The sequence below is a fragment of the Paludisphaera borealis genome (assembly GCF_001956985.1).
Classification (GTDB): domain Bacteria; phylum Planctomycetota; class Planctomycetia; order Isosphaerales; family Isosphaeraceae; genus Paludisphaera; species Paludisphaera borealis.
In genome coordinates, this window is the sequence record NZ_CP019082.1 from 3,837,387 (window position 1) to 3,859,517 (window position 22,131).

16 protein-coding genes are annotated in these 22,131 nt (G+C 67.3%); 6 read left to right on the forward strand and 10 right to left on the reverse strand.

Annotated features, from left to right (window positions below; genetic code table 11):
- Positions 1–8 precede the first annotated feature (8 nt).
- Positions 9–1,751 carry an alkaline phosphatase gene (locus BSF38_RS14915; protein ID WP_083712956.1) on the reverse strand — a complete coding sequence of 581 codons (1,743 nt, stop codon included), beginning with the start codon at positions 1,749–1,751 and terminating at the stop codon, positions 9–11.
- A 208-nt stretch (positions 1,752–1,959) separates the two neighbouring features.
- Here BSF38_RS14915 and glgC point away from each other — a divergent pair, with 208 nt between their 5' ends.
- Positions 1,960–3,192: a glucose-1-phosphate adenylyltransferase gene (glgC, locus tag BSF38_RS14920; RefSeq protein WP_076346860.1), complete on the forward strand. Its 1,233-nt coding sequence runs from the start codon at positions 1,960–1,962 to the stop codon at positions 3,190–3,192.
- Between the two features lie 39 nt (positions 3,193–3,231).
- On the opposite strand, the gene BSF38_RS14925 is transcribed toward glgC, so the two are convergent.
- Positions 3,232–5,094 carry a chloride channel protein gene (locus tag BSF38_RS14925; RefSeq protein ID WP_210405602.1) on the reverse strand — a complete coding sequence of 621 codons (1,863 nt, stop codon included), beginning with the start codon at positions 5,092–5,094 and terminating at the stop codon, positions 3,232–3,234.
- 458 nt (positions 5,095–5,552) lie between these two features.
- On the opposite strand from BSF38_RS14925, the gene BSF38_RS14930 reads away from it, so the two are divergent.
- From BSF38_RS14930 to BSF38_RS14940, 3 genes are all read left to right on the forward strand, one after another.
- Complete coding sequence (locus tag BSF38_RS14930; RefSeq protein WP_145952138.1) at positions 5,553–6,917, forward strand: hypothetical protein; 1,365 nt, start codon at positions 5,553–5,555, stop codon at positions 6,915–6,917.
- A gap of 193 nt (positions 6,918–7,110) precedes the next feature.
- Positions 7,111–9,033, forward strand: coding sequence for an asparagine synthase (glutamine-hydrolyzing) (asnB, locus tag BSF38_RS14935; protein ID WP_076346866.1), 1,923 nt, complete (start codon positions 7,111–7,113; stop codon positions 9,031–9,033).
- Positions 9,034–9,183: 150 nt separating this feature from the next.
- Positions 9,184–10,188 (forward strand): DUF4349 domain-containing protein, encoded by a 1,005-nt coding sequence (locus tag BSF38_RS14940; RefSeq protein WP_076346868.1) that lies wholly within the window; start codon positions 9,184–9,186, stop codon positions 10,186–10,188.
- A gap of 267 nt (positions 10,189–10,455) precedes the next feature.
- Here BSF38_RS14940 and BSF38_RS14945 read toward each other — a convergent pair whose 3' ends face one another.
- Entirely contained in the window at positions 10,456–10,626 is a 171-nt protein-coding gene (locus tag BSF38_RS14945; protein ID WP_076346870.1) for a DUF1328 domain-containing protein, read from the reverse strand.
- Between the two features lie 678 nt (positions 10,627–11,304).
- On the opposite strand from BSF38_RS14945, the gene BSF38_RS14950 reads away from it, so the two are divergent.
- On the forward strand, positions 11,305–13,188 hold the full coding sequence (locus BSF38_RS14950; protein WP_145952139.1) for a glycosyltransferase family 39 protein: 1,884 nt from the start codon (positions 11,305–11,307) through the stop codon (positions 13,186–13,188).
- A gap of 20 nt (positions 13,189–13,208) precedes the next feature.
- Here the strand turns inward: BSF38_RS14950 and BSF38_RS14955 are convergent, their stop codons facing one another.
- From BSF38_RS14955 to BSF38_RS14970, 4 genes are all read right to left on the reverse strand, one after another.
- Positions 13,209–13,703 carry a YciE/YciF ferroxidase family protein gene (locus BSF38_RS14955; protein ID WP_076346874.1) on the reverse strand — a complete coding sequence of 165 codons (495 nt, stop codon included), beginning with the start codon at positions 13,701–13,703 and terminating at the stop codon, positions 13,209–13,211.
- A gap of 369 nt (positions 13,704–14,072) precedes the next feature.
- Complete coding sequence (locus BSF38_RS14960; protein ID WP_145952140.1) at positions 14,073–14,834, reverse strand: outer membrane lipoprotein-sorting protein; 762 nt, start codon at positions 14,832–14,834, stop codon at positions 14,073–14,075.
- A gap of 134 nt (positions 14,835–14,968) precedes the next feature.
- Positions 14,969–15,421: a hypothetical protein gene (locus BSF38_RS14965; RefSeq protein ID WP_145952141.1), complete on the reverse strand. Its 453-nt coding sequence runs from the start codon at positions 15,419–15,421 to the stop codon at positions 14,969–14,971.
- 119 nt (positions 15,422–15,540) lie between these two features.
- Positions 15,541–16,890: a lactate racemase domain-containing protein gene (locus tag BSF38_RS14970; RefSeq protein ID WP_083712958.1), complete on the reverse strand. Its 1,350-nt coding sequence runs from the start codon at positions 16,888–16,890 to the stop codon at positions 15,541–15,543.
- 234 nt (positions 16,891–17,124) lie between these two features.
- Here BSF38_RS14970 and BSF38_RS14975 point away from each other — a divergent pair, with 234 nt between their 5' ends.
- Positions 17,125–18,498, forward strand: a complete 1,374-nt coding sequence (locus tag BSF38_RS14975) for an LbetaH domain-containing protein (protein ID WP_145952142.1) — start codon at positions 17,125–17,127, stop codon at positions 18,496–18,498.
- A gap of 932 nt (positions 18,499–19,430) precedes the next feature.
- On the opposite strand, the gene BSF38_RS14980 is transcribed toward BSF38_RS14975, so the two are convergent.
- From BSF38_RS14980 to BSF38_RS14990, 3 genes are all read right to left on the reverse strand, one after another.
- A complete protein-coding gene (locus BSF38_RS14980; protein ID WP_076346884.1) occupies positions 19,431–19,727 on the reverse strand; it encodes a hypothetical protein in 297 nt (98 codons plus the stop codon).
- A 376-nt stretch (positions 19,728–20,103) separates the two neighbouring features.
- A complete protein-coding gene (locus BSF38_RS14985) occupies positions 20,104–20,712 on the reverse strand; it encodes a GDYXXLXY domain-containing protein (protein WP_076346886.1) in 609 nt (202 codons plus the stop codon).
- Positions 20,705–22,102: a DUF2157 domain-containing protein gene (locus tag BSF38_RS14990; RefSeq protein ID WP_076346888.1), complete on the reverse strand. Its 1,398-nt coding sequence runs from the start codon at positions 22,100–22,102 to the stop codon at positions 20,705–20,707. Before BSF38_RS14990 ends, BSF38_RS14985 begins: the two co-directional genes overlap by 8 nt.
- Positions 22,103–22,131: the final 29 nt, after the last annotated feature.

The following is a 22,131-nucleotide window of genomic DNA, read 5'->3' on the forward strand; positions in this document are numbered from 1 at the left end:
AAGAGCGCTTACTTCGCGGGGGCGAGCAGACCTTGCGGGTCGTCCAGGACCATGTAGTGGCCGTGGTCGGAAGAGACCAGGAGCATCGTGTCGTCCCAGTTGCTCTGGGTCTCGACCCAGTGGATGATCCGCTTGATCGCGTCTTCGCCGCTGTAGACGGCGCCCACGGCGTTGTCGAGGTTGTTGGCGTGGAGCGCGAAATCGACGTCGCCCGATTCGACGAAGAGGATGAACTTCTGGTCGGGCTTGGCCAGGACGGCGAGCGCGGCGTCGGTCATCTGCGCGAGGGTCGGCTGCGAGTCGATCTCGGCCGGGGTGTACGATTCGGCCACCGGGGGCTTGCCGAGCCGGGCGGGGTTGGGCGACGGGTCGAACCGGCCGTCGGCGGTGCGGAACGGCAGGTGGTCGATCTTCTCGGTCCCGTACCAGCCGAACAACCGAAGGCCTTTGCTCGCGGCCTCGGCCGCCGCTTTTTGCAGAGCCTCGCCGCCGTTGGTCCCGATATTGGTCTCGGCCACGAGATACTTGCCGCCGTTCTTGGCGTCGATCGCCGCGCGGTCCGCGTCGGCGAGGAACAGGTGGTCGGCGACGGAGTTCTTACCCTGTCGCTTGACGTGCTGCGGCTCCATCTTGATGCCGTAGCCGGTGCCGATCACGACGTCGAGGCCGGGCAGGAGCGGGGCCTGGCGCGCCTCCTGGACGATCCCCGGCAGGCCGAACATGCAGCGGGCGAGGTCCTGATAGTCGTCGCGGTCGACGTTCTGGGCGTACATGCCGGCCGGCGAGGCGTGGCAGAACGGCACGCTGGTGACGGTGCCCGCCTTCCAGCCGTCGGCCTGAAGCTGGTGGAAGAGGGTCGAGATCAGGCGGCTGTCGTCGTCGACGTTGACGCCGCCGTTGTAGGCCTTGACTCCACTGGCGATCTCGGCGGCGCTCTGCGACGAGTCGGTGTAGGCGTGCCGCTTGCGGCCGACCGCGGCGATCCCCTCGCGGTCCTTGTCGTGCCCGCTCTGGCCCTTGAAATAGCCCGGCGCCTTCATTCCCAGGGGCCCGTGGGTCCACGGGTTGGGGCCGGCGATCTGGACGTCGTAGCCGCCGCCGAGGCTGCCGGCGGGGATCGTCACGCGCTGGGCGTCGACGTCGATGACGCTCTTGTCGTGGGTCGGACTGGTGACGACGTATCCGTACTGGGCGGTCCCTTCGGCCTGGTAATCCTGGAAGACCAGGCCCGAGCCCTTGCCCTCGGTGAAGACCTTGTTCGTCTTGACGATCGCGGCCGCCTGAGTGGTCGGCCAGTCGAGACCGTCGAACCAGACGATGAAGACGTGCTTGACCCCCTTGGCGACGGCGTCGTTCATCACGCGGTAGAGGTCGCTCTGATCTCCGTACTCGGCGTCCGGGTTGACGGTGTTGTCGGGTAGGAAGCCGTAGATCTTCTTGAGTTTCTCAGAGTCACGGTAGCTGCTGTTCGCTCCCGTGACGAGGCCGAGATCGGCCTTCTTTCCGAAGACGTATACGGGCACCTGGCGGTTCGAGTGGCTGCCGTGGTTCGAGAAAACGTCGCCGGGCCCTTGCGACCCGAAGTGGTAAACGCGCGACTGCTTCTCGCCGGGGGTGCTGGCGTACTCGGTTTGAAGTTCCTTGAGGCGGTCGTCGGCCCGGAGAGTGCAAGGAAAGAGGCCGAGGACCGTCGAAACCAGCGCCGGGAGGGCCCAGGAAGCTCGAAGGGGCGGGGGTGCGAATCGAGACATCGGGGTCGAAGCCTTTCGGGACAGCGAAATCAAAACAGGCGGGAGGCCCCGCTCGCCGAGAAGCGAGGACGCGTCTTAGTTTACCCGAACCGTCGCTGAGTCGGCAGCGCCTGGCCTTCGCCGGCGGTCGCCCGTTGGATTAAGCGGCGGGGCAGGGCAAAATGGTGAGGCGACTTGACGGGATCGAGCGACGAGTGGAGGCGGCGTGGTGTATCGAGACGTTCTGGCGATCGTGCTGGCGGGAGGCCGGGGGTCGCGACTCGAACCGTTGACCCGCGACCGGGCCAAGCCCGCGGTCCCGTTCGGCGGGATCTATCGAATCATCGACTTCACCCTGTCGAACTGCATCAATTCCGAGCTGCGGAAGATCCTCGTGCTGACCCAGTACAAGGCGACGAGCCTGAACCGGCACATCGACCAGGGCTGGAACTTCCTCTGCCGCGAGCTGGACGAGTATATCGAGGTGATCCCGCCGCAGCAGCGGATCGCCGAGATGTGGTACCAGGGGACCGCCGACGCGATCTACCAGAACGTCTACACGATCGAGAAGGCCGCCCCGCGCGACACGATCATCCTGGCCGGCGACCACATCTACAAGATGAACTACGCCAAGATGATCGACTTCCACCGCGAGAACAAGGCCGACCTGACCGTCGCCTGCCAGCCGGCGAAGCTCGCCGCCGCGCGCGATTTCGGCGTCATGGGGACCGACGCCGGCGGCCGGATCACCAGCTTTCTCGAAAAGCCCAAGAACCCGCCGCCGATGCCCGGCAGCCCCGACCTGGCCCTGGCCTCGATGGGCATCTACGTCTTCAACACCGACGTGATGTACGAGCTGCTGTTCCAGGACGCCGCCCGCAAGGAAGCCAGCCGCCACGACTTCGGCAAGGACGTGATCCCCGAGATGGTGGCCAAGGGGATGCGGGTCTTCGCCTACCCGTTCCGCGACGAGAACCGCAAGACCGCCGCCTACTGGCGCGACGTCGGCACGCTCGACGCCTACTTCCAGACGAGCATGGACCTGATCGCCATCGACCCGATCCTCAACCTGTACGACCGCGAGTGGCCGATCCACACGTACCAGCCGGCCTCGCCCCCGCCCAAGTTCGTCCACACCGACGGCGACCGCCGCGGCTCGGCCTTCAGCTCGATCGTCTGCCAGGGGGTGATCGTCTCCGGCGGCCAGGTCTACCGCTCGATCATCTCGCCCGGCGTCCGCATCCACAGCTACTCGCTCGTGGAAGACTCGATCCTCTTCGACGGCGTCGACATCGGCCGCCACGCCCGCGTCCGCCGCGCCATCATCGACAAACACGTCCGCGTCCCCCCCCGCTTCGACATCGGTTGGAACCGCCAGCAAGACCTCGACCGCGGCCTCACCATCACCGCCGAAGGCGTCACCGTCGTCTCCAAGGACGAAGACCTCGAACGGTTCGTGTGAGGAAGACGAGGCGAGCGGGCGAAAAGACGCCCGCCTGTGTCACGCGGACCCGTGAGTCGAGACCGGCGCGGGGCTGCGGAGTTTCTCGATCAGCGACGTGTAGGCGGAGGTCAGCGAGCGGCGGCTGAGGAGGCCGACGAGGCGGGAGTGGTCGTCGGGCTCGACGACGGGGATCTCGTCGATGTTCAGCTCGGTCATCCGCCGCAGCGCGGTGTGGAGGTCGTCGTCGGCCGTGACGGTCAAGACCGGGCGGGTGGCGAGGTCGTCGGCGACGACCAGCGGGCCCCAGCCGGCCGAGCCGACGAGGGCCAGACGGAGGTCGCGGAGGGTGAAGACGCCGGTCAACCGGCCCTCGTCGTCAACCACCGGGAACAGGCTCTCGCTCGACCGCGCCACGCGCTGCAAGACCGCCTCGAAGGGGAGGGCGGCGGGGATCGGCTCGACGCCATCGTGGCGCACGCCGGCCTCGCCGACCTTCAGCCGGGCCAGAACGTCAATGACGAAGTCGCCCTGGTGCGCCGGGCTGTCGATCGGCGTGGCGACCTGCTCCTCGTAGATCGTCCACCGCCGCGAAAGCGCCATGTTCAGGCCGCAGGCGAGCATCAACGGCACCAGCAGGCTGTAAGACCCGGTCATCTCGCTGACCATCACGATCGACGTCAACGGCGTCTTCGAAACCCCCGCGAAGAAGCCTCCCATGCCGACCAGCACGAAGGCCGAGGGGGCGATGTGGGCCTCGGGGAGCCACCACTGCATCAACTGGCCGTAGAACCCGCCGATCATGCCCCCGATGAGCATCGAAGGCCCGAACACGCCGCCGCTCCCCCCCGAGCTGATCGTCAGCCCCGTCGCCACGATCTTCACCAGCGACAGTATCAACAGCAGACTCATCGACATATTCGGGACGAACGGCGTCTCGCCGGCGCCCGCCAGCTCGGGAGGCATGCCGATCGCCCCCCACTGCACCCAGCCGTAGCCGCCGGCCATCACCTGCGGATAGGCCAACGCCACCACCCCCAGCAGCGCGCCCCCGACGGCGGGCTTGAACACCCGGGGGATCGGCAGCGGGTTGAACAGGTGATCGCGAAGGCCGTAGAAAACCCTCGTGTACAGCCAGCCGACCGCCGCGCAAAGGAGCGTCAAACCGACGTAGAGCGGCAGGTCCCGCAGCCCCTGGAAGGTCAGCGGCGGCAGGCTGAAGATCGGCTGAGGCGTGATGAACAGCGCGAACGTCGAGTAAGCGATGATCGAGCTGGACAGGCAGGGCAGGAGGGCGGCCGACTCGAAGGCCGTCGACGAGTACAAGACCTCGCCCGCGAACAGCGCCCCGCCCAACGGCGCCCGGAAGATCGCCCCGACGCCCCCCGCCGCGCCGGCGAGCATCAAGATCCGCCGCTCGCCCACCGGCAGCCGCAGCACCCGAGCCAGGAACGACCCGAACCCCGACCCGATCTGCGCGATCGGTCCTTCTTGACCGGCCGAGCCCCCCGTGCCGATCGTGATGATCGAGCTGATCGTTTTGATGAACGGCACCCGCGTCCTGATCATGCCGCTCCCTTCGTGGAAGGCGCGGATCATGGCGTCGGTCCCGTGCCCCTCGGCCTCGGGCGCCCAGGTGAAGACCAGGAACCCCGAGATCAACCCGCCGACCGTCGGCACCAAAACCACCATCCACCATGGCCACGGATACGTGATCGCGCCCCGCTCGCCTTCAAGCGTCGGCGGCATGTGGAAATGCAGCAGGCCGCCGAGCACGTGCGTGTACATCGCCTGGAGCGCCAGCAGGAATCCCACCGCCCCCAACCCCGCGATCACGCCGACCAGCGGACTGCAAAGCGCCACCCGCCCCACCCCGGGCGTCGCCCAGAACGCGGCGAGACGCTGGAAACCCGAACTCAACATGGAAAATCGCTTGCCGGTGGACGAAGGGGAGGGGTCATTCATCAAGCTTGTCTGGACCTCGAAATCCGCGGGGAGGGCGGCTCCCCGGGGACGATGGGATTGATGGAGAATGGCGGCCTGGCACGGTGTATTTTTGGGTTGAACACGAACCGAGGCCGAATTCCCTTCTCCCGCAAGGGGAGAAGGCATGCTCGTGACAGCCGATTTTGATTACCGTGTGATCATGCAACGGTATCAGGAAGACTGCGAGGATCGAACAAAGTATACCCGCCGCACACCACCTAACGCGATTATCGCCGACGACGAGGCCCGGCGAACGAAAACAACGCGGTCCCATGCACGGAATCGCGGCTGAGTGGAGAATCCGGCGAGTCCGAAGCGACTCGGCTTCACCGGAAACGCAAGGCGCATATCATCTTCATCAAGGTGCGATCCGCGCCGGAAGGAGGATGCAGACGGTGAAACGATTCTTGATCGGGGCGATCGTCGCGTACGCGCTCTCGGCGACCCTGCTCGTCGCGTGGTGGGGAGCGAAGGCTTCGTCGCTGCGTTTCTTGATCGACGCCCCCTCGATCCGCCAGGCGGAGCAGGCGCAGGAGCCGTTCGTTCCGAAGGACTTGCGGACGCTGTTTCTCGACCAGGGAGTCGAGACGTCGGGATGGCAGTATCTGAAGGTCCGGTTCGGCGACCTGAGCGGAACCGTCTTCCAGGCGGCGATCGGCGTGATCTTCGTGATCTGCCTGGTCGCGGCGATTCCGCCCAAGCCCGGGCCTTCGGGACAGGCGACGCGGGACCCAAGCAGCACGACCAAGCGGGCTCGCCGCAGCGCACTGGCGGCGTCGCTCATCGGCTTCGCGTCGATCGCCGTTGCCTGGGTCTACGGTCGATCGACGATCCTGCATCCGTACCATCAGATCGTCGTCGGGGCGCTCCTGGCGCTTCTGGCGGCCGAGGCGGTCGCCCTGTTTCTGGGGTTTCAGCAGCTTGCGCACGGCCCCCGCCGGGCACCCGTCGCGGGTTGGCTGGTCGTCGCCCTGGCGCCGCTGGCGTTCTGGGTCCTCGTGGGAGCCTACGGCGCGAAGCAATGGCAAGGCCGCAACGTCCCGCGCAGCCTGCTGATGCAACTGAGCGTCGCGGCGGGCTCGGCCCTGATGCGGCTGGAATCGTCGTACGAGTATCCCCACCGCCTGGAAACCGACCGCCTGGTCATGCTGTACGACGTGCTCGACAACCCCCATCAAGACGGCGAGGCGATGGACGCTCACATGGCCGCGATGGAGCGCACGCTGGGGACGACTTCGGGATCGAAGGTGCTCTGGGTGCGCGGCCGCCTGCCTGTGCTGGGCCTCGGCGGCCTGAGCGTCCACGAGATCGCCCTGGGCAGCGAAGAGAGCCCGAACGACTGGGCGGCCGACGGCCGGATCGACCGTCACGAGTTGGCGCACGCCGCGCTCGACTCACTGCGGTCGGCCGATGCCGACCCACCCACCTTCCTGCACGAAGGTTGGGCCGAGTCGCAGAGCGGCGCGACGCGGGACGAGCTGGCCGCCAAGGCGCTCGAACAACACACCGAGGAACCGTCGATCGGGATCGTCTCCCTCACCGAGCCCAAGTGGTACCACCACGACGCCGGCCCCGTCTACCCCCTCGGCGGCGCCTTCGTCGAGTTCCTGATCCGGAAACACGGCGCCGACAAGTTCCTCCGCCTCTACAACGAGAGTCGCGAAAGCCGCTTCAAGCATACGTTCCGCGAGATCTACGACGTCGAACTCGACGCCATGGAATCCGAGTTCTGGAACGACGCCCAGGATCGGGACGGCTGAAACAATCAAAACAGGCTGTCGCGAGCATGCCTTCTCCCCTTGCGGGAGAAGGGAATTCGGCTCCGACCCGCATGCAATTCCAACTCAAATCCAAACCGCGCTGGACCGCGACGCCCGGCCGTCGCAACCATGGAGTCAACTGAGCCCGGGAAGACGCTCCCGGCGGTTGCATCGACGTCGAAAGGCAATCTCCATGTGCGGCATCTGCGGGGCGGTCTGGAATGACGCCGGCGAGGCTCTGGGCGAAGACCGCCTGACAGCCATGATGGATCGGATCGTCCATCGCGGGCCGGACGATTCGGGGGTTTATCGCGACGACCACGCGGCCCTCGGGTTTCGACGGCTGGCGATCGTCGACCTGGCGGGGGGCCATCAGCCGCTGTCGAACGAGGACGGGACGGTCTGGACTGTCTTCAACGGCGAAATCTACAACTTCCAAGAGCTGCGCCATAGGCTCGAAGCCAAGGGGCACACGCTCCGATCCAAAGGCGATACCGAGGTTCTGGTCCACCTCTACGAAGACATGGGAACCCGGATGTTCCCCCTGCTGCGCGGGATGTTCGCGCTGGCGATATGGGACGCCCCCCGGCGCACGCTGGTGCTCGCCCGCGACCGCCTGGGGCAGAAGCCGCTCGTCTACCGCCGTCACGGCGGCCGGCTGACGTTCGCCAGCGAGCTGAAGGCGCTGCTCGCCTTGCCTGAAAGCCAGATCCCGCGCCGGATCGACGCGATCGCCCTCGACCAGTATCTCACCTACGGCTACGTGCCGCACCCGAGGACGATCCTGGAAGGGGTCGAGAAGCTCCCGCCGGCGCACTTCGCGGTCTGGCACGACGGCGAGATGCGGATCGAGCGGTACTGGAGCCCCGACTGGAACCGCGAGAATCGGCGGTCGTTCGAGGACGACGCCGACGAGCTTCGCGCGACGCTGGGCGACGCGGTGCGCGAGCAGATGATCGCCGACGTCCCCCTCGGCGCGTTCCTGTCGGGCGGGATCGATTCGACGATCATCGTCGGCCTGATGCAGCAAGCCGCGACCCGGCCGGTGAAGACGTTCGCGATCGGCTTCCCCGACGCCGCATACGACGAGACCGCCTTCGCCGAGATGGCCGCGAAACACCTCGGCACCGAGCACCACACGTTCGTCGTCGAACCCCAGGCGTGGGAGACGCTCCCGGGTCTCGCCCGGCAGTTCGACGAGCCGTTCGCCGACAGCTCGGCGCTGCCCACCTGGCACGTCGCCAAGGAGACCCGCCGCGCGGTGACGGTCGCCCTGACCGGCGACGCGGGCGACGAGTTGTTCGGCGGTTACGATCGCTACCGGGCGCTCGCCGTGACCGAGCTGTTCCATCGCCTGCCGGCCCGCCCGCGACGGTGGCTCGGCGGGACGATGACGCGCGTGCTTCCTCGTTCCGGGAAGGCGAAATCGCGGCTGCGGGCGGTCGAGCGGATCTTCGAAAGGATCAACGAGCCGGCCCGCGACCGCTACCTGGGCTGGATGACGACGTTCGACGAGACCGCCCGACTCTCGCTCTACGACAACGACCAGCTCGACCGCCTGGCCTCGCAAGCTTCCAGCCTGTCCGACCCCCGCCTCGGCGACCCCGCCGCCTTGCTCGCCCGCGCGTTCGCGTCGGCCCGGGGCCGCGACACGGTGACGCAGGCGATGGTCAGCGACGTGCTCATGTATCTGCCCGGCGATCTTTTGTTCAAGGTCGACATGGCGAGCATGGCGCACAGCCTGGAATGCCGGGGGCCGTTCCTCGACCATCGAGTCGTCGAATTGGCCTCGGCCATGCCGCTCGACCGCAAGATGAAGTTCCGGCCGGGACGGTCGAAGGTCGTGCTCAAGCGGGCGTTCGCCGACCTGATCCCCAAGCCGATCCAGACGCGCCGGAAGATGGGCTTCGGCGTCCCCGTGGGCCGCTGGTTCCAGAAGGAATTGCGGGCCGAGCTGTCCGAAATCCTCCTCGACCGCTCGACCCTGGAACGCGGCCTGTTCCGCCCCGAAGCCGTCCACGCCCTCGTCGACGACCACGTCGCCGGCCGCCGCGAGCACGGACACCGCCTCTGGGCCTTGGTGATGCTCGAACTCTGGATGCGGAACTACGCCTAGAGGTACAAGCCATCATGGCGCCACTGCTTCCGAGCCGTCTGGGCGAGAATTCGCAGAGCCGTCGCAAACAAATCCTCGTCTCGTGCGTCTAACTTCTCGTCGTCCCACTTCTGAAGCTTCCAGGACGGTCCTGACGAAAGGCTCACGACCATGCGGCGTCTTCTCCTCGTCTCGGCGTGCGGGATCGTCCCCTTGATCGGTTGCGGCTATGAATCGGCCAGGGAGTCCACGGCGACGGTTTCCATCCCGGCCGCCGCGGAGTCTCCGAGCGTGGCGGTCGCGAAACGGACCGAGATGGCGGGGCAGGGGATGGGGGGTATGGGCGGGATGATGGGCTCCAGGAAGGGGATGATGGTCGCCGACGGCGCCGTCGCGACGACCGTCGCCGTCCTCCAGCTATCCGACGCCGCCGTTCCTCCCAACGCGTCGGGGATCTCACGGAAGGTCGTCTACGACGCGACGCTCGAACTGCTGGTCGACAGCATCGAACCGGCCTCGAAGCGGGTCCCCGAGCTAGTCGAGGATGCTCAAGGCTACATCTCCGAGCAGACCATGACGGGCTCGCCGGGAGCCCAGCGGACGGAGCGGTGGAAACTCCGCATCCCCGTCGAGCGGTTCGATTCGTTCGTCGAGGCGGTCAAGCCGATGGGCGAGCTGGCGCAGTTCAACCGCACCTCGCAGGACGTCACCGCCGAGTTCTACGACGTCGAGGCGCGGATCAAGAACAAGAAGGTCGAGGAGCAGACGCTCAACAAGATCCTCCAGGAACGCTCGGGCAAGCTCGAAGACGTGCTGAAGATCGAGATCGAGCTGAGCCGGGTACGCGGCGAGATCGAACAGATGCAGGGCCGAATTCGGGTGCTCGAAAACCTGTCGTCGCTCGCCACGCTGACGCTGAACGTCCGCGAGCGCGACAAGTTCGCGCCGGCCGCCCCGGTGGTCGCCGACTTCCCAACCCAGATCGCCCGCACCTGGCACGCCTCGGTCCTGAGCCTCACGGACCTGGGCAAGGGCCTCGTGCTGTTAGCCGTGAGCTGGGCGATCTGGATTCCGCTCCTGGCGCTGCTGGCGGTCTTCGCCTGGATCGTTCTGCGACGGATCGGCCCGATCATTCGGAAGCTTCCTCAAATCCTCGCCACGCCGCGCGGCGAATAAAAGGAGGAGGCGCCGCGATCGACGCCTGACCTCCACGTGTTGATTGCTGTGGAGTCGCGGCCGGGATGAGTTCGCTTCCCTTCTCCCCTTGCGGGAGAAGGCAGCCCGCAGGGACGGATGAGGGGTCCTCGATCGCCGACGCGGTTGAAGAGAAGACTGTTATGATCAACCCCTCATCCGGCCTTCGGCAGCCTTCTCCCGCAAGGGGAGAAGGCGTGCTCGCGAAGGCCTCGTTGGATCGCTGTTCGCGGCCGTGAGTCAACCACGCTACACCGCTGGCGGGCCGGACCGGCCGAAGATCAGCGAGACGATGAACAGGATGAGGAAGACAAACACCAGGATCTTGGCGATGTAGGCCAGGTCTCCTTGAAGTCCGCCAAATCCCAGTAGCCCCGCGATGATCGCGAGAACGAAGAAGGCGATAGCCCAGCGCAACATGGCGATTGACCCTTTCATGGAAGGAAATGCGTACCGGAGGCGGACACGCCGCGGCGCGAACGGTCCCTGGCACCATCAAATACGGCAAGCGAAAAGCAAGACGCTCCGACGAAAACATGTTGATTCGGAACTCAGACGCGCCGCCGGCCGCCGAACATCCCGGTCCCGACGCGCATCGGCTCGTCCTGTTGAATCCGTCGTTCACATCTCGACGTACACGCCACAGTTAAGCAAACGCGATGCCGTTCGCCGCTCGCCGCCGCAACTCGCGCCCGCCGGGCTTCCCCGGCCTCCGTCGCGCAGGCCGGTGCGCATCCCCGCGCGACGCTGCACCCACGCGGCGTTCGCAGAGAAGCATGAAGGCTTACTCAATCGTTCGGGCTCGGCTCGGGAGGAAAACCGGCGGATGGGGTGAATCGGGCGCATGCCGATGGTCGATAACGGATCGCATGGACGCACATCACGATCGGTCCGCGACGAGAGGATGATGCTGTGCACCTGGGAACCGAGCGAACGCCTATCCCCCGATCGGCGGCTTTGTGGTATGGTTCGACCACGACCACGTCGTCAAGATCGTCCGCCGGGGCTCCGGCTGAGGACGAAGGATCGGCTACTTTCCCGTTCAGAGCCAGTATCACGATGGGAACGCGTGTGCTGCGACCTACGCGAGTGGACGCCTTGAAGCGGATTCGTCTCGCCCCGACGGCGGTGCACGCCCCCCGGCCGCTCGTCCGTCCCGCGCCGCGGTCGGCGATCTTCTTCCCGCTGGTCGTCCTGCTCGCGGTCTTGCCCGGCATGGCGGCCCTGCGGTCGTGGGATCTGACGCTTCCAGGACCGCTCTGGGGACTGCGGGCGATGGCCGTGGTCGACGGCCTGAAGCTCGACCAGACGGCGGCGGCGGACGACATCAAACCGGTGCGCGAGTCGGCCGGCTTCCGGAGCGTGGCGCTCCAGCCGCCGTTGTACGCGTGGCTCGCGGCGGTCGGTCTGACCCTTAGCGGCGATTGCGACCCGCTCGCGTGCGTGCTCCCGAGCTATATGGCGGGCGTGATCGTCGTCATCCTGATGTACTTCCACGGCCGACTCTGGCGCGGGGGCGGGGTGGGGTTCACCGCGGCCCTCCTGATGAGTTTCAACCCCCACCTGCTGCTGCGGATGCAGGAAGTCACCCCCAGCACCCTGGCCCTGGCGGGGGCGCTCGCTTGCCTGTTCTGTTACGGCCGGCGGACCCAGTGCGTCATCGAATCGGCCGGGGCGGGGGGGGCGGCGGCCTTCTGGACGATGGTCGGAGGCCTGGCGCTGGGGCTGTCGCTGCTGGCGGTCGAGGGGCTGGGGCTGCTCGTCATCCCCGTGGTGCTGCTCCATCAGGTCTACCTGCGAGCCGGCGCCGACGCCGACCCGAGCTTCCGCCCCCGGACTCGAAACGCCCGGTTGGCGTCGTGGTGCAAGGTCGGCGGCGGGCTCGGCGACGTCCTCCTGGCGCTGGGCGTCGCCCTGGCGACGGCCGCGCCCTGGCGGCTGTATATGATCTATAATCACGGATGGGACGCCGTGGCCGCCCTCAACGCGCCTCCGGTGGGCTGGGAGACCGGCTCGGCGAACCTGCTGGCAACGCTGCTCGCCCTGTCGCCGGTGACGCTCCCCCTGGGCCTCTACGGCGCGGTCCGGATGATCCGCCTGGCGCTCACCGCCGAGACCGAGGACCGCGAGACCATCGGCGGCTCGCTCTGGGTGGTCTGGCTGGCGGTGTCGGCCCTGGCGCTGTCGCTGTGGCCGAACGGCCCGCGTCCGTCGCTCGAATTGTTCCTGCTCGTCCCGCTCAATCTGCTGGCGGCGTCGACGGTCGCCGACCTGGTCAACCGCCGGGTTTCGGTGCGGGCGTTGGTCGGCCTGGCGCCGGCCACCGCGCTGGCGATCGCATGGTGGGCCGGCGAGGAGCTGCGGGGGGGCGTCGAAGACCTGTTCAACGGCCGGGCGGGCGCCGCGACGATCCTGGGCCTGCACGTGACCTTCGACCTGATCGTGATCTCGGTGCTGCTGACGCGCGGTCTCGACCGCTGGGCGCGCGGCCGCGACGACCGCCAGCGCCGGGTGCTGACCGCGTTCTTGCTCGCGACGCTGGCCGTGGCCGTCGGCGCGGGGGTCCGTGAAGTCGTTTTCCGCCACAGCGAGACGAACGACCTGCTGATGTTGCGGACGATGATCCTGCGGCGGAACCGCGAGCAGCCGTTCCACGTCGTCGCCGTGGTCAGCCCGCACTCGGTCCTCGCCCTGCCGTCCGACGAGGCCGCCGCCGCGTCGATGCTCGACGCGCCCTACCCGGGCGGTCGGCTCCGGTTCATCCTCCGCACCGCACTGCCGAACCTGCCCCAGCTCGACCTCACCGACATCGACGAGCTGCTCTCGTTGCCGGACGAGCCGCGACTCGTCATCCTCTACGGTGCCGGCCAGCGGCTTTCTTACGCCGTCCAGTCGCGGCTCGGCCTGGAAGCGATCCACCCCGGCCGCACCGGCATCCTCGACGCCTACGCCACAGCCTCGAACCGCGGCGCGCGGCGCTGAGGAGCCATCGGGACCGTGCGTCAGTGCGCGACTGTCACCGCGTTGACGACGTTCTCGGCGATCTCGGTGAGCAGGTCGTCGGTCCGTTTCTCTTCCGCGAGCGAATCGCCGAGGAGCTTCTTGATCCTGATCTCGCCGAGGAGGCCGGCCCAGGTGCAGAGGCAGCCATAGCTGGCGATCTCGTAGTGCTCGACCTTCTGCGCGGCGGCGATCATGGCGGCGTCCTTCACGTCCGGCGGCGCATCGAGTTCGAGGATCTCCTTGCCCTCGTCGAGCAGGCCCTGCATCGCGCGGCACTTCTTGGCGCGGATCGGCTGGCCGAGCAGTTCGAGAACCTCTTCGAGACGATGGACGTGGAGCTTGGTCTCTTCCAGATGCTTCTCGAACGCCTTGCGAAGGTGCGGGCTCGACGCCGTCCTGGCCATCTTGGGAAGCGCCTTGAGGAGTTGCTTCTCCGCGTCGAACGTGTCGCGGACAACGTCGATCATCAGATCGGACAAGGTTTGAATCTTCATCGAGCAACTCCGTAAATCGAGTCGAGTCGGTCTTCGCGTCGCGGACTCTTGCCGTCGGGACACATGCCAGTAAACAAATCGAGGCAAATCCGGCGCCGCGCCCGCCGGGAAACGCCCCGCGACACGAGTTCCCAACTGGAGAACGCAGCTCCCTCGACGCTTGAACGCATCGACGCATCGCTGGGTTGCTATCACGATGCTAGGAAGTGTCCTTGGGATGTATCGGTCTTCCTTATCGCGGTTTTCCTTGGAGATTCACACGAGCCGAGGCAGAAATCCCTTCTCCCCTTGCAGGCGCAAGAGGAGAAAGTATGCTCGTGGCAGCCTGTTTTGATGGCTGTTCGCAACCCGGGACGATGCCGCGCCCGTTCACTTGGGCTCGGCGAAGGTCTCGGCGGGGAGGTTTTCCTCGACTTTGAAGTCGACGACGGTCTGCTCGATGAACGGCTCGCCGTCGCGCGTGCTGACGACCTTCGTGGGCCGCTTGACGCCGCCGAAGTCCTTGTAGTCGGAGAACAGGCTCGCCTGCTCGAACTCCTCGCCGTTCCAGCCGGCGACACGGGCCACGGCCTTGACGGGCAGGCCGCTCTCCTTGTCGAAGAAGAGGCGGAAGTCCTTGCCGTCGGGGCCGACGATTTTGAGGACGTCGGCCGGCTTGTCGCCCACCTTCTCCTCGCCGTCGGCCGACACCTTGAACCCCTTGCCCTTGAGGCGGGTCGGCAGGGCCGGCGAGACGATCAGGTACAGCGTCCGCTTCTCGCGGGCGATGTCGTCGGCGCCGAGGTCTTGCTGGTTGTCGTTGAACTTCCTCCAGCCCTTGTCGCCGTTGACGATCGTCGAGCCCTTGATCGGGTTGCCGCCGAACTCGGCGTCGAAATCAATATGTATGCGATCGTCGCCCTGGAACGTCACGCTGGTGTTGAACTTGCCCTCGCCGCCGTTCACGGTCAGTTTCCCCTCGGCTTTCCAGGACGCGGCCTGGATCTTCGCCAGCTTCTCCTCGCCCCCCAACGCCTTGACGGCCTTGTCGAGAATCTCGACGGCCTTCGCGTCGTCGGCCTTCGACGGGCCCGTCATGCCGAACAAAAGCAAGGCGGAAGCCGCCGGCGCCGCAATCCAAGATCGTCTCATGTGTGGTCCTTGCGCTGATGCCAAGATGACGAAATTCCCGAGGCGAGCTTATCAGATCGGCGGACGATTTGAACGGGGGAGCGTACCTCGCCGCGCCGAGATTCCCAGACGCGGCCGGTCCGCTCTCGCGATGGTCAGTCGGCGTGTTTCTTGAGGACGAACAGCAACTGCTTGTCCTTCGTCTTGAACTCGCGGGGGATCTCGCCGCCGGGCAGCGCGTAGATGAGCCGGACCTTGTCGCCCTTCTTCTCGATCAGGCCCTGGGCTATCTGGTTCTCGTCGGCGGCGAGCTTGCTGGTCAGGGTGATCTTGCCGACGCCGTGCTCGCCGGCTTTCAGCTCGTAAGTCGCGCCGTAGACCTCTTTTTCTTCCTTGTCCATGACGACCACCCGGTCCTTGGTGAACTGGACGGTCGAGCCCTTGATCCGCTCGTCGGGCTCCTTGACGCCGAATTTCTCGCCCGAAACGATCTCGTAGCCGCCGACCAGATCCTCGGCCTTGAGGGCGTCGTCGGCCCTGGAAACCGGGGCGGGAAAAGCGGCGAGCACGAGGGAAATCACATTCAGACCGATCGTCGCGCACAGCATGGGTCGCGTCTCCCAGAGAGGGCGTTCGAGAGGCCGGCGAAAGGCGTCGACCATCAACGCTTAACGATCCGGCAATTCCGGCGCCGCGCGGTCGGGTCGGACGGTCTTCGTGAGGAGGTTCAGGTCGTCTCGCGCTGGGGGGCGTAGGTCAGGCCCCCCCGAGGGAAGACGCGGACGGTCGGTTCACGGCTCGACGCGCCGAGCGACCGCCGCGCGACGCGCCAGAGTTCGGCCTGGTCGCCGAACAGGCGGACGGGTCCGAGCCGGCCGCCGATTCGGTCGTACAGCGGGGGCGAGTAGACCAGTACGGTGCGGTCGACGACCAGCTCGCGGGCCCAGCGGAGCATGAAGGCCGCCGGCGAGCCGGTGGTCGAGAGGATGCGTTCGGTCAGTGGGACCAGTCGGCGGATGGCCCAGCCGCCGGGAGCCCCCGAGCCCGCGATCAGCCGCATCGCCGATCGCGGCATCGAGCGGTCGATCTCGTCGGGATCGGTCCAGAACAGGCCGACCAGGACCCCGCCCGGCCGGCTCGCGGCCCGGTGGTGGAGCAACACCTTGAAGCTCTGCATCGGGTCGCCGGGCCAGGGGTGGTTGCCCACCACCACGACGTCGGCGGGGAGGGCGGGGGGGGCCTCGAACCGGCCCTTGGCCGCCGCCGCCAGCCGGTCCTGAACCGATTCGGGACGGCCCGTGACCACCCCGAAGATCATGCCGGGCGAGCCGATCAGGTGGCTGATCGAGACGCACGGCCCGAGCCGCCCCGCCGCTTCGTGGATCGCCCGCCGCATCGGGTTTCCCGACGCGCAGCCGCCGAGCAGCCGGCCGGCGTCGCTGTCGGCCGACAACCCCTGGCGGTGCAGGGCGCCCAGCGTCGTCCGATGGCTCGTCCCCGGGAAGATCAGCTTGTAGCCGCCGCCGAACCCCGCCTGCAAATGCGGCAAAACCGACCCGATCAAGATCCGCGCGTCGGCCTGGGCGACCGGTCGGAAGACGCGGATCGGAACCCCCTGCGAGGTCGTCCCCAGGTCTTCGTAAGCGGAAAGGTCGTCGACCGGTGGGCTGAAACAGGCGTAACGGGCCGCCACGTCGTCGCCCAGCCGCCGCCGCATCGCCTGGTCGTCGACCGCGTGATGGCGGCCGACCCCCACGCTGATCGTCACGTCCCGCTCAACCACCCCCGCGTCGTGCAGCCGCCGCAAGACGATCGGCAAGGCCTCGCGCACCGGCGTCCACCGCGACGGATCGTCCACCACCAGGGCGACCTTCGACCCGCCTCGCACCAACTCTTCCAGCCGGGGCGAGTCCAAAGGCGCGTCAAGCGCCGCTTCCAGGGCCGACGGATAATCGGCGACCGCCCCGGCCAGATCAGGCTCGACGACCGATTCACGGCCCACCCGCCAGTCGTCGGGGAACTCCAGCCGCAAAACCCCGTCCGCGCCCCACGGCGCCTCGATCGGCCCCATTCCCATCCCCTCCCTCCCTCGAATCCCCCAAGCCGGCCGCCACGCGACCGCCCCCGTTACGCTATCGCCCCGCCCGACCGACACCAACCCCTTTGCTCTCGCCCGACATTGCGCCTGAAGGAAGATTAATGATAATTCAGGATAGCTACAGAATTTGCGGTAGTTGGTCGATATAGGGTGTTATCAGTCCGTTCCCTCTGGATATTGGGTGCGCTGCGCCTTTCAGGGATGGTGAGACATATGAGTCGATCGAGAGACGGCCGCCGCCGTTCGATGAGTCTTCGGCCGGCCGGCGACAACCTGGAAACCCGCCAGTTGCTCAACGGCACTTGGCCCACGTACATCTCGAAGGCCGAGCTGCGATCGTTGTTGAACGACCCGCCGGGGCAGCCGGCGGTGCGGCCCAACACGCCGGTCCTTCCCTACGGGACGCCGGCCAAGTCGGCGACGTTCATCGACCCCTCGGTATGCGTCACCAACGGTTACGCGGTCATCATCAGCCAGAACAGCTTCATCGGCCCGTACGCCAAGCTGAACGCGCAGGCGGGTATCGTCAAGATCGGCAGCTACACGGCGATCCTCGACAACGCATCGATCACCGCCAATCCGTCGAACCTCCACGGCGGTCCCGCGCCCGAGGTCCTGATCGGCAGCCAGGTCGAGATCAGCTACGGGGCGACGGTCACGGGCCCCGCGGTGATCGGCGGCTACAACGCGGCGACCAAGCCGACGTACGTCGGCCCCGGCGCGGTGATCGACGGCGCGACGATCGCCCCCGGCGCGTTCGTCTCGGCCCTGGCCCGGGTGGGTCCCGGCGTGACCGTCCCCGCGGGGATGAAGGTCTTGCCTGGCGCGAACGTCACGACCGACGCCGAAGCTTCGGACCCGGCGCTTGGCAAGGTGACGCCCGTCACGGCGGCCGACCAGGCCGACCTGGTCAAGACCCTGAACGCCAACTACTCGCTGGGCATCGGCTACGCCACGCTTTACCAGGGCCAGTCGGCCACCGGAGCGAGCCCCGGGGTGCCGAGCACGGTGAGTGGGGTGAACAACGGCAACCTCTGGACCGTCACCGGCGCGAACTCGCAACCGGGGTCGCCGACGGCCTCCACCGCCTACCTGCCGCCGGGAGCGGGGCCAAAGTTCCCGACGCCCCACCGGCCGCTCCTGGCCCAGGGGCTCTTGGGCAGCTTCACGTCCCGCGTCACCGGCGGCGCCCGGTTCACCCAGCGGGCCGCGAGCGTGCAGGCCGCCCTCGGCCGCCGGAACTCGATCCGGGCCGACCAGGGCCAGCCGATCTCGGTCGGGTCGATCGCCCAGACCGGCTCCAGCGTCACGATCAACTCGCCCGAAGGGGGCTCGCTCGCGATCGGCCAGCAATTCAGCGCGGGCCGAGGCGCGGTGATCCTGGGCGGCACGAGCGCCAAGCCGGCGGTGATCGGCGACGACGTCACGATCGGCGCGGGGGCGGTCGTCGACCGCAGCTCGCTGGGGAGCGGCTCGACGGTCGGCACCCTCGCCTACGTGCTCAACTCGACCTTCCCCGCCGGAACCAACATCCCGGACGGGGCCATCTACATCAACAACGTGCTCGTCGGCCACGTCAGCCGCTGAGCCGTTCCTCCCAGATTCGTTCCGCCCGCGGGGCCGGCCGACTTCACCGTCGAGCTGGCCCCGCTCGCTTCCCGCCTCGGGCAATTTGGCTTCGTTCGCGCCGAAAACGCCCCGCCGGGACGCTCCCCCGCGTCTCCCCGGCCCCTTCGTCCCAAATGGCTTCGTTCGCGCCGGCCGACGTGGAACCGACCGCCGAACCCACGCCGCAACCCGTTTATCCTGAACGCGTTAACGTCGACCGAGCGTCCCGAGAAAATGGGTTCGTTCGCGCGGTTTTCGCCCGCTCGGCCTCGTTCGCACCGCCTCGCGACCCACCCGGGCCGCATTGGGTCCGTTCGCGCGGTTTTCGACCAGGCCGAACGCCGCAGAATCGCCTTAACTGATTTTGCACAAATTTCTTAGCGACACGCCCCCAGCCCCGAAATTGGCTTCGATTGCTCAGAAACTCGCGACGTTCGGCACTGCCGCCGACGTCGCGACGGTCTGAAGGCCCGATTGGGTCCGTTCGCGCGGTTTTGATCTGAGAATAGCCCCGCGCGGGCATGCTCCGATACAAGCTCGAAGCGCCAGCGAGTGGATGGATTCGACCCGCCGATCGGAGATTCCCTCGGCCGGGGGGCCGAGTCAGCGAACGCAAGACAATGCACTCGCTTGCGCTTCGGGCTTGTATTCGGAGGCCGTCCGCGTGACTCCTCGACACTCCCATTTTCATGAGGTCGGGCACCCCAAACTGGGATATGACGATTCGGCTGCCGCCCGTCCCTGAACCACCTGACACCGCATTGTTAAAGAGCCCACTTCCGCTGATCCACCAGTTTAAGTATGCGCCAAGCGGCCTCTCGCCGAAAAACGCGAGCGTCGAATCAACACGCCGGACGCCGGCCGGCACGATGGGCGCGGACAACCGGCCGTGCCACGTCTCCGCTCATGGGTCACGGGATCGCGATCCAGAAGAAGAGGAGGATCGCCGCGATCCCGACCAGCCAGGCCAGTCCTCGGATCGTCGTCAGGCTGCTTCGGGTCCCGGTCGCCGCGACCAGCGCCGCCCCCATGCCCAGGAACGAGCCGACCAGCGCCCCCTTGACCACGATCCAGACTGCGTCGAAGTCGGCCGCTCCTCGGATCGCCGACCACGCCACGCCGACGATCAATCCGCCGAGGAGGCCCGCGATCGGGATGATGACCGTCCTCGCCGCACTCGCCCCAAGACGCGATCCGGTTTGATCCATGGCAGGCTCCTAACCTCTGTCAAGGCTTCGAGTCCGAGCCTACCACCGGCCCCGCCCCAGGACAACTGTCTGGGAGAGAAACGGAATACAAACCATCATGACGCCGGCGGGACACCCGGCCTCATGAAAATGGGGGGCTTTTCGCATGGCGTCACGACCAGGTCCGGTAGGGGCACCCCTTGTGGGTGCCCGGCTCGTTTCACGCCGACCGCTCCCGCTCGGCGATCGGGCGCCCACAAGGGGCGCCCCTACGGCAGACCACGGACCGGAATTTTCATGGCAGCTCGAAGCGCCAGCGAGTGAATTTCCGGTCGGCGGGTCGAATTCATTCACTCGCTGGCGCTGCGGGCTTGTATCGGCGCATGCCCTCGCCGCGCTATCGGCCCGATCCCGCGTGGTCGTCCCCCTCGATCCGCAGGCCGCGCACCGTGCCCCAGCCGTTCGGGGTCAGCGCGACCTCGGCCCACAACTGGTTCTGCTTCACCGCCTCCTCGTAGGCTTTCCCCTGGCCTTCCTGGACGTAGAACGACTCGATTCCGAAGTCGATCCGAGACGCGCTTTGAAGCGTCCCCTGGATGTAGACGGTCCCCGACGGCGGGGGGGACGCGCTGACGAGCTCGCCGCGATAGTGCGAGCCGTCGGCTTCGGGGACGAGCGTCACGAAGACCGGGCGGCCGTGCCACGCCTGCTGGTTGTCCGACGTGTACGGGCCCGGCAAGCCCTCGACCTCGCCGGAAGGCAGCCGGCTGAACGGGTAGCTCAGGATCACGTAGTCGCCCCGCATCAGGTCGCGCGGATCGACCGGCACGACTTGCAGGAGAACGACGCGGCTGTCGCGAAACATGAGCATCATGCCGCCGATCATCCAGCCGAGGATCGCGAGCTGGAAGACCGCCGCTGCGACCACCAGCGCCGGCTCACGGGCGGCCAGCCGCCGCCAGAGGCCGGGCTCGGGTCGTTTCGGATTCGCGTCAACGTCAAGCATGGTCGCTCCCCTTTCGACTTCGCCGTTGCCAGAACCGGGCCACGCCGAAGAGCGCCGCGCCGCAGAGGAAGAACATCAGGGCCGCGCCCACCATGCCGCCGAAGTCGCCGAACATGTCGACGTAGCGGCAGACCGCCCAGGTCAGGAAGTAGAGCACGCCCGCCGTGAACGGTCGGCCCCGTTCTTCGCGGAGGCCGACCATCATCAGCCAGAGCGAGAGCGCCAGCATCGCGACGTTGGCCGCGATCGTCGGCGCGAGCGGGGTGCCGACCAGCGCGTTCCAGAAGCCCATGGCCGCCATCAGCAAGACGAGCCCCAGCGGAATCCGCCGGCGCTCGTCGAGGAAGGCGTTGCCCACGCGCGGCGCGGAACCGTAACCGGAACCGGAAAGCGTCGCGCGTCGGCGTTCGAGTTCGGCCGCCAGCACGACCAGGCCCACGGCCACGACCGCCGCCACGGCCGTCTCGATCACCAGCGGCGTCGGCATGACGCGGCCGAGGGCGTCGCTGTTGAAGGTGTAGACGCCCAGCAAGAGCAAGACGCCGCCGGTCAGCAGCACGCCGAAGGTGCGATAGGGAATGGCCAGGGGGCTCCGGGCCGGGTGGCACTCGGCGATCAGCAAGAGCAGGGCGCCCACCGAGCCGACCCAGAAGATCGGCGCGTCGTCGAGCCGCCAGGCCGTCGGCTGCACGAGCACCCACCAGGTCAGCAGCATGACGTACATCCCAACGCCCCCGGCCGACTTGCGCCCGTACGCCCAGATCAACCCGGGCAGCGCGAGCAAGGGGATGCTGAAGGCCGGGTCGCTCAACCGCTCCGACGAGCCACCGCTGCTGAAGAACCAGCCGACAGTCGAAAGCCCCGTATAAGTCGCCAGGATCGCCGCGACCAGGCCGTGCAGCGCCAGGCTCCGCGACGCCAGGGCGAACGGCAGCGAGCCCACCGCCCACCACCAGAAGCCGGTGTTGCTGGCGACGGTGATATTGAAGACCTGCGCGGTCTGCCAGATCGCCCCGCCGTAGAAGAGGCAGCCCAGGAAGAACAGCGCGTCCGAGGCCGCTCGGCGTCCCATCCGGAACCGGAGGAACCATCCTCCCGCATGCGAGGCGAGCATCGCCGCGACGACGAGCACGATCTTCAACGCCGCCGGCAGCACCATCCAGTTGAAGGCGACCAGCAACAGCACGCCCAGGCCGACGAGCAACGTCGCCAGGCTCGTGATCGCCGAGACCGCCTGGCCCCCCCGGCGCGCCGAACGCTCTTCGGGGCTCCCGTAGAGCCCGAGTATCCGCGCCGCCTGGTCGCCGGTCAGCAGCCCTTGCGCGGTCCAGGATTCCATCTCGCCGGCCAGCCACTCATGCCGACCGTCGCTGATCTCTCGGGTGTTCATTCTCGGCCCGCCCTCACCGCCCTGATGCT

Excerpts from the sequence above, each read along its gene's own strand:
- BSF38_RS14940 (WP_076346868.1), top strand. The coding sequence starts at position 9,184 with ATGCGGCGTCTTCTCCTCGTCTCGGCGTGCGGGATCGTCCCCTTGATC.
- BSF38_RS14955 (WP_076346874.1), bottom strand. The coding sequence starts at position 13,703 with ATGAAGATTCAAACCTTGTCCGATCTGATGATCGACGTTGTCCGCGAC.
- BSF38_RS14980 (WP_076346884.1), bottom strand. The coding sequence starts at position 19,727 with ATGGATCAAACCGGATCGCGTCTTGGGGCGAGTGCGGCGAGGACGGTC.
- BSF38_RS14965 (WP_145952141.1), bottom strand. The coding sequence starts at position 15,421 with ATGCTGTGCGCGACGATCGGTCTGAATGTGATTTCCCTCGTGCTCGCC.
- BSF38_RS14945 (WP_076346870.1), bottom strand. The coding sequence starts at position 10,626 with ATGTTGCGCTGGGCTATCGCCTTCTTCGTTCTCGCGATCATCGCGGGG.
- asnB (WP_076346866.1), top strand. The coding sequence starts at position 7,111 with ATGTGCGGCATCTGCGGGGCGGTCTGGAATGACGCCGGCGAGGCTCTG.
- BSF38_RS14990 (WP_076346888.1), bottom strand. The coding sequence starts at position 22,102 with ATGAACACCCGAGAGATCAGCGACGGTCGGCATGAGTGGCTGGCCGGC.
- BSF38_RS14915 (WP_083712956.1), bottom strand. The coding sequence starts at position 1,751 with ATGTCTCGATTCGCACCCCCGCCCCTTCGAGCTTCCTGGGCCCTCCCG.
- BSF38_RS14925 (WP_210405602.1), bottom strand. The coding sequence starts at position 5,094 with ATGTTGAGTTCGGGTTTCCAGCGTCTCGCCGCGTTCTGGGCGACGCCC.
- BSF38_RS14985 (WP_076346886.1), bottom strand. The coding sequence starts at position 20,712 with ATGCTTGACGTTGACGCGAATCCGAAACGACCCGAGCCCGGCCTCTGG.
- BSF38_RS14975 (WP_145952142.1), top strand. The coding sequence starts at position 17,125 with ATGAGTCGATCGAGAGACGGCCGCCGCCGTTCGATGAGTCTTCGGCCG.
- BSF38_RS14960 (WP_145952140.1), bottom strand. The coding sequence starts at position 14,834 with ATGAGACGATCTTGGATTGCGGCGCCGGCGGCTTCCGCCTTGCTTTTG.
- BSF38_RS14970 (WP_083712958.1), bottom strand. The coding sequence starts at position 16,890 with ATGGGAATGGGGCCGATCGAGGCGCCGTGGGGCGCGGACGGGGTTTTG.